Consider the following 3,817-nt stretch of genomic DNA (forward strand, 5'->3'; position numbering starts at 1 on the left):
CTTGTGCATCAGGTGGGTGGCGCTGTGGTTGCGCACGGTTGCGGCGCGCAGCGCGGTGTTGACCTGCGCGGTCACGGTGTCGCCGACTTTCAGCGTACCCTCTTCCTGCGTGCCATGGTGGCCGAACACATCGGCCTTGATCTTGAGCGTATCGTCCACCGTGAAGGTGGAGCCGGCAGCCGTGAGCCGGCCCTGGTCACCGACCTGGCCGCCGCTTTCGGCGTAGAACGGTGTCGTGCTCAGCACCACCACGCCGCTTTGGCCTGCATTGAGTGCCTGCACGGCCACACCGTCGGCATACAGCGCGACGACTTTGGCGGGCTCTTCGAGCAATTCGTAGCCGGTGAAAGCGTGGCCTTCGCCGGAATATTCCAGCGCACGGTCCATCTTGAACTTGCCGGCGGCGCGTGCCTGGTTCTTCTGCTTGTCCATGGCCGCCTTGAAGCCGGCTTCATCAACTTCCACACCGCGTTCGCGGCACACGTCGGCCGACAAGTCCAGCGGGAAGCCGTAGGTGTCGTGCAGCTTGAAGGCCACGTCACCCGGCAGCACCTTGGCACCACCGGCCAAAGCGGTGTCCAGAATCGTCATGCCGATTTCCAGCGTTTCGAAGAAGCGCTCTTCTTCGGCTTTCAGCACGGACGTGATGCGGGCTTCGTCGGCCTTGAGCTTGGGATAGGCATCACCCATCAGGCGGGCCAGGTCAGCCACCAGCTTGTGGAAGAACGGCGTCTTCTTGCCCAGCTTGTAGCCGTGGCGGATCGCGCGGCGGATGATGCGGCGCTGCACGTAACCCCGGCCTTCGTTGGACGGGTTGACGCCGTCACTCACCAGGAACGCTGTGGCGCGGATGTGGTCGGCAATGACAAACAGGCTCTTGTTGCCCAGGTCTTTTTCGCCAGTCTCGCGTGATGCCGCCTTGATCAGCTCGGCAAAGATGTCAATTTCATAGTTGCTGTGCACGTGCTGCAGGATGGCGGCCAGGCGCTCCAGGCCCATGCCGGTGTCCACACAAGGCGCGGGCAGCTTGGTGACGCTGCCGTCGGCGGCCATGTCGAACTGCATGAACACGTTGTTCCAGATTTCGATGAAGCGGTCGCCGTCTTCGTCGGGGCTGCCGGGCGGGCCGCCGGGGATGTGGTCGCCGTGGTCGTAAAAGATTTCGCTGCACGGGCCGCAGGGGCCGGTGTCGGCCATCATCCAGAAGTTGTCGGACTTGTAGCGGCCGCCCTTGTTGTCGCCGATGCGGATCACGCGCTCAGGCGGCAATCCGATTTCTTTCGTCCAGATGTCGTAGGCCTCATCGTCCTCTTCATACACCGTGGCCAGCAGGCGTTCGGGCGGCAGCTTGTAAACCTCGGTCAGCAGCTCCCAGGCCCATTTGAGCGATTCGCGCTTGAAGTAGTCGCCGAAGCTCCAGTTGCCCAGCATCTCGAAAAAGGTGTGGTGGCGCGCGGTGTAGCCCACGTTTTCCAGGTCGTTGTGCTTGCCGCCGGCGCGCAGGCAGGCCTGTACCGACGCTGCGCGCACGTAGGGGCGCTTGTCGGTGCCGAGGAACACATCCTTGAACTGCACCATGCCCGAGTTGGTGAACATCAGCGTCGGGTCATTGCCCGGCACCAGCGAGCTGGACGGCACCACGGTGTGGCCCTTGGACGCGAAGAAATCGAGAAATGTCTTGCGAATGTCCGAGACGGTGAATACGGGCGTTGAAGCTGACGTGGAGGCTGACGAGGAAGTGGGATGGCTCATGGTCTGCAATAGTGGTTTTGGCAAGGCGGCGCCCTCGGGCTCACCCGCTTTGGCTAAGCCTTTGATTATAGGTTTGAGGGGGATACCCCCGCTTTATTGGGCTGTCTGCCGGCCGAGATCAATGCGGTGGGACAAAAAGCGCCATATGCGCTCATCGTCGCTGAAAGCCACGTTAAAGCGGAGCCAACCCGTCGGATGGGGCTCCAGCAGAAACAATTGTCCCGGGCCCAGCATGATGCCCTCGGGCGTAGCCTCTTTGGACAGGACGGCCCCATCGGGAAGGTCCGGGTGCCGGGCCCACAGGTACATGCCGGCCCCTGGCTCATGGAAAAGCTCAAACCCCAGGCCGGTCAGGTTCTTTTCGGTCTTGCGGTGCGCTGCAGCCAGCTTCTCCCGAAGCGACTTGAGGTGCTTGCGCCAGCGGCCGTCGGTGACCACCCCGAAAGTCAGCCGTTCGGCGATATCGGACGAGGTGAGGCCCGAAATCATCTTGAGCTGCGCCAGGTCCTCGATCAGCTCGCCTCGTGCCAGCAGGTAGCCCACGCGCAAATTGGGGGAAATTGTTTTGGAATAGCTGCCGATGTAGACCACACGCTGCAGCTRGTCCAGGCTTGCCAGCGTGGACCGCGAGACCGGGTCCATGTCGGCGTAAATATCGTTTTCCACCAGCGTGAAGTCGTGCGCCTCGGCCAGTTGCAGCAAGCGGTGCAGATGGGCCGCCGAGGCAATCGAGCAGGTCGGGCTCTGCRGGCGCGGCTGCGTGAAGAAGGCCTTGGGCTTGTGCACCGCCAGCAGCGCCTCCAGCGCAGCCAGGTCGTACCCGGTAGGGGTGCGCGGCACCCCCACAAGGTTGGCGCCCAGAAAACGCAGCATGAACATCAGGTTGGGATAACCGGGGCTATCGACCAGCACGGTGTCGCCCGGTTTGACCAGTTGCCGGGCCACCAGGTCCAGCGCCTGGCTGGAGCCTTGCGTCAGCAGCACCTGGTCGACCTCGACCGATATCTGGCTTTCGGTGAGCGCCTCCGCAATCACCATGCGAAGGGCCATATGTCCATAAGGCAGGCCGTAACCCTCAAGAGAGGAACCGTCCACCGACAGGTGCCGCATGCTGCGGCGGAGCGCGTCCCCGAACAGGAAATCGTGCGGCAACCAGCCACAACCGGGCTTCATCGGCAGGTTGCGGTTTTCAAAAATCTGCTTGAGGTACCAGCGGGCGTCAAATTTAGGTTGCGGGGGCTGCGCGTACGGCACCCCCGATGCACCATCATCGCCCCTGCGCTTGACGAAAAACCCGGCATTGGCTCGGGAAACAAGCCACCCCTGGGCCACAAGGCGGTCGTACGCCTCTACCACCGTGAAGACGCTGACGCCGTGCATGGCGGCAAAACCGCGGATGGACGGCAGCTTGACGCCCGGTTTCAGCGCTTGCCCGGCAATCATGCCCCGCAGGCCGTCGACGATCTGGCTCACAAGGGGGGTCTGCAGTTCCGGGCGAAGTGTGAGCATCAAAAAACCAAAAAGGGCAGATTGTGCATCGCAATGCCCGTGCACCGGGTTGGGGAATCCATGTACAGGATTCTAGACCCGCACAGTGTGTCGAAAACAGCGCGGCGGTGTACATGGACGGGCCTTGCCCCGACTTCTAAAGTCCACCCAACTCCTTCCTCAACCCAGTCAACCCAGAAATTCCGGAAATCACCTCCACCATGCAGCCAAACCAGACTTCCAGCAACGCCGCCCTGATGGCGCGCCGCCAAGCCGCCGTGACACGCGGCGTAGGCCAGGCCCACGAAATTTTCGTTAGCCGGGCAAAAAAAGCCGAACTATGGGACGTTGAAGGCCGCCGCTATATTGACTTCGCAGGCGGCATCGCCGTGCTCAACACCGGTCACCTGCATACCGAAGTCATTGCCGCAGTCAAGGCCCAGCTCGACCTCTACACGCACACCTGCTTTCAGGTCGTCGCTTATGAGCCTTACGTTGAACTGGCCGAGAAGCTCAATGCCCTGGCACCTGGAAATTTCGCCAAAAAGACCCTGCTGCTGACCACAGGCGCCGAAGC

3 protein-coding genes are annotated in these 3,817 nt (G+C 62.1%); 1 reads left to right on the forward strand and 2 read right to left on the reverse strand.

The annotated features are described in order from the left end of the window. Positions 1-1,752: alanine--tRNA ligase (alaS, locus tag AC1D1P_RS17170; RefSeq protein WP_477673803.1), on the reverse strand; the 1,752-nt coding region annotated here is incomplete at its 3' end. A 93-nt stretch (positions 1,753-1,845) separates the two neighbouring features. Next, complete coding sequence (locus AC1D1P_RS17175; RefSeq protein ID WP_477673804.1) at positions 1,846-3,261, reverse strand: aminotransferase-like domain-containing protein; 1,416 nt, start codon at positions 3,259-3,261, stop codon at positions 1,846-1,848. Positions 3,262-3,461: 200 nt separating this feature from the next. Between AC1D1P_RS17175 and AC1D1P_RS17180 the strand changes: the two genes are divergently transcribed. Beyond that, a partial coding sequence (locus AC1D1P_RS17180) for an aminotransferase class III-fold pyridoxal phosphate-dependent enzyme (protein ID WP_477673805.1) occupies positions 3,462-3,817 on the forward strand: 356 nt, incomplete at its 3' end.

This window comes from Polaromonas sp. P1_E1_2, from assembly GCF_056406035.1.